A 3494-nucleotide genomic window follows, 5' to 3' on the forward strand; every position below is an offset into this window, starting at 1 on the left:
GCGCACGATGATTTCAGCGCGCGCCAGCAGAGCCAGGTTGGCGCGCTCGATCTCGGCGCGGCGGTTGACGTCTGGCTCGGCGGCGGCCAGTGCATCGAGTTTGCGACGGAAGCTCACGATATAGGGTTGCGACATGGGCGCGATCTGCAGCACGCCTTGGAGCGCGTTGAAGGTCGCGTCCATGATAAAGCCGGGCGGACGCACGCCCTGCACCGCGTCGAGGCGCGCGCGTTCGGTCTCCTGATCGATGGCTGCGGCGACGGCGCGCAGGCGTGCGATATAATTCTCCGCATCGGCGCTGTTGGCGATGTCGTGGCGCTCGTCGAGGAATGCGGGCAGGGTCAGGAACGCGCTGTCCATCTGGTTGAGCACGTAGGGGCGAATGCCGCCGAGCGGCGTGAAGTCGCCATAGGAAAACGCGGCGCCGGCTGCTGCGTTCGCGAACTGGGTCTCCAGGATGTCGTAGGTGAGCCGATTGGCGTCGTCCAAGCCGTCCACGTCCAACGCACGCAATTCCGCGTAGCGGCGAATGGCGGCGCTGCGGCGGGCTTCGGCGGCGAGTGGCGAGCGGTCGTCGAGACGGGCCGCGTAGGGCCCGCCCGCCGCATCCTCTGATACCCCGGCGTGGGAAGCGAGCTCAGGGCTGTCCGCCAGGATGGCGCGCGCCCAGTCCGTGAGCCGCCCCTCGAATGCCGTCATAGGCTGGGCCGCGCGCGGTCCGCAGGCGGCCAGGACCAAGCCCACGGCCAAGGCGGCAGCCCATTGGAATGGCTTCATGTTCCCCTCGCACGCGCCGAACCGAGCGCTTGGGTTCACATATCATGCGTCGGGCCCTGGAAAAGCGGTTCCCGCGCAGCCGATTTGCGGTCCAGTGTTGCGGTGAGCGCGCATTCGTGGTTGGACATCGGCCCTGTGGTAGGGAACTCGCGGAGACACCCATGACGACCGCCCAAGGCGGCCAGCAAACGCTGGGCAAAATTCTGTTCTATCGCCAGCTTGAGCCGCTCTCGATCGAGAAGCATCGAACGCTTGGCGTGAGCCAAGTCTCGACCCCATTCTCGTTCTTGGCGGATACGCATCTGGTGCCGCTGACGGTGGATGAATTCGGCCTTGCGGCCGTCTGCTATCCGATCATTTTCGACACGCAATCGAAGACGCCGCTGGCCGTGATGGGGCTGCGCCCCGGCATGAACGTGTTCTTGGGCGCCGATGGCTCGCTTGATCCGGAAGTGTACTTGCCTGCGTTCGCGCGCCGCTATCCGTTCCTGCCCGTGATGGCGGGTGGGCCGCAGCCGGAAGGGCAAGCGCAAGGCCAGGACGGCGACCGTGTTCTCGTTTGCATCGATCGCGCCGCGAAGATGCTCTCGACCACGCCGGAACTGCCGTTCTTCGAGGGTGACCAGCCCTCGCGTTACACGCAGGAAGCGATCCAATTCTGCCGTGAATTCGACGTGCTGGGCCGCCGCACCAGCGAGTTCGTGAAGCTGATGGATCAGCACAATCTGTTTGAGCTGACCCCGCTGGCGCTGCCGCGCGCCAAGCCGGACGGCACGCCGGACGAGCCGATGAAGATTGGCGAGTATCTGCGGATCGACGAAAAGAAGCTCAATGCGCTTCCGAAAGAAACCTATCTCGAGCTGCGCGATCGCGGCGTCACGGCTGTGATGCACGCGCACCTGCTCTCGCTGGGCCTGTGGCCGAAGATCCTGAGCCGCGCTGCGCGGATTCAGGCTTCGACGCCGCTCAGCAACTAAGAGCGCCGCTCGGACGTATAAAGAAGCGCCTCTCCCTCGCGGGAGGGGCGCTTTTCTTTGGGCCGTAGCCTGGACAGGCGGTCGCACTGGACGGTTCGGCTGGGGAGCTTATGTCGCCAAACATGCTGCGTTTCGTTGTCGGACTGATCCTCCTCGCGTTTTCGCTTGCCGCGCCCGCGGCGGCGCAGCCTTTACCAGGCGAGCGGCAGGTCGAGGGCTCATTGCATTCGTCGCGCGCGGCGGTGGCGCCGGGTGAGACGTTCACCATCGTGCTGCGCCAGAATATTCGCGAGCACTGGCACACCTATTGGATCAATCCGGGCGACAGCGGCGAGCCGACGGAGCTGACTTGGTCGGCGCCGGCGGGCTGGCGGATCGGCCCGATCCAATGGCCGACGCCGGAAGCGATCCCGTTCGCGATGCTGGTGAACTTTGGCTACGAAGGCGAAGTGCTGTTTCCGATCGAGGTGACGGCGCCGGCCAATGCGCGCGTGGGCTCGACCGTGACGCTGCCGGTGCATGCGTATTGGTTGGTCTGCTCCGACATCTGCATTCCCGAAGAAATGGATCTCACGCTCGATGTGTCGATCGCAGCGGCGGGGCGCGACGATCCGCAATGGGCGCCGCGAATTGCGCAAGCGGTCGCGGCGCTCCCAAGCAATGCGGCGCGTGTGGATGCGCGCATCAGCGCGGGGTCGCCGGCGCGTTTGAGCGTGGCCCTGCCCAACGCGACCGAAATCCGCAACGCGCGCTTCTTCGCGTACGGGCGCGATACGATGCGCGCTGGCGAGCCGCAATTGGCGCGCGTCGGCGTCGGCGGGGCGAGTTTCAGTCTGACTCCGGGCGTGGCCGACAATCTGGGGCAAGTCCCACTTGCCGGCGTGGTGGCCTTTGAGGTGCGCGAGGGCGGCGCGTGGGTTCATCGCGGCGTGGAAATCGAGGCGCAGCCGGGTGAGCCGATCGCGGGGACGGACGAAGCGCCCGTGACGCTCTCCGATGATTACAAATTGGCGGAGCTTGAGGGCGGACGCGCGGCCGCCGCCGCGATCCCCGCCGAGCCGCTCTCCGCATTGGCCCTGATTGCGGCGCTGGGCTTGGCGTTTGTGGGCGGCCTTATTCTCAATGTGATGCCGTGCGTGCTGCCGGTATTGTCGGTGAAGGCGCTCGCTTTTGCGGGCGGCGTGCAGAATGGCGAAGCGCACAGGCACGGCGCGCTCTATTTCGTCGGCGTGATGGCGACCTTCCTGGCGCTCGCGGTGCTGCTGATTGCATTGCGCGGCGCCGGCGAGGCGGTTGGGTGGGGGTTCCAATTACAGGCGCCATGGGTGACGAGCGCGTTGGCGCTGCTCTTCTTCGCGATTGGGCTGAACCTGCTCGGCGTGTTCGACATTGGCGGGTCGTTGCAGAATACCGGGTCTGGCTTGACCGCGCGCGGTGGCGACGCGGGCGCGTTTTTTACAGGCGCCTTGGCGGTGATCGCAGCGACGCCGTGCACAGCGCCCTTCATGGCCGGTGCGATCGGCGCGGCGCTCACGCAATCGGCGGGCGTGACCGTGCTGATCTTCGCGGCGCTCGGCCTGGGCTTTGCGCTGCCGCTGACGCTGCTGCATTTCTTGCCGGGCTTGCAGAAGCTGGTGCCGAAGCCGGGGCCGTGGATGGAGCGCGCCAAGAACGTGCTCGCGTTCCCGATGTTCGGCGCGGCGGTGTGGCTTGTCTGGGTCTTGGCGGAGCAAACCGGCT

Annotated in this window: 3 protein-coding genes; 2 read left to right on the forward strand and 1 reads right to left on the reverse strand. The window is 66.3% G+C overall.

The features are described from left to right. Positions 1-777, reverse strand: a 777-nt coding sequence (locus VF769_RS12550; RefSeq protein WP_331008758.1) for a DUF885 family protein, incomplete at its 3' end; no start/stop codon positions are given. Between the two features lie 161 nt (positions 778-938). On the opposite strand from VF769_RS12550, the gene VF769_RS12555 reads away from it, so the two are divergent. Together VF769_RS12555 and VF769_RS12560 are read left to right on the forward strand one after the other, a co-directional pair. After that, positions 939-1754 carry a SapC family protein gene (locus tag VF769_RS12555; RefSeq protein ID WP_331008759.1) on the forward strand — a complete coding sequence of 272 codons (816 nt, stop codon included), beginning with the start codon at positions 939-941 and terminating at the stop codon, positions 1752-1754. 122 nt (positions 1755-1876) lie between these two features. Further along, positions 1877-3494: protein-disulfide reductase DsbD domain-containing protein (locus VF769_RS12560; RefSeq protein WP_331008760.1), on the forward strand; the 1618-nt coding region annotated here is incomplete at its 3' end.

The sequence above is a fragment of the Vitreimonas sp. genome (assembly GCF_036392335.1).
In the GTDB taxonomy this organism is placed as follows: Bacteria; Pseudomonadota; Alphaproteobacteria; order Caulobacterales; family Aquidulcibacteraceae; genus Vitreimonas.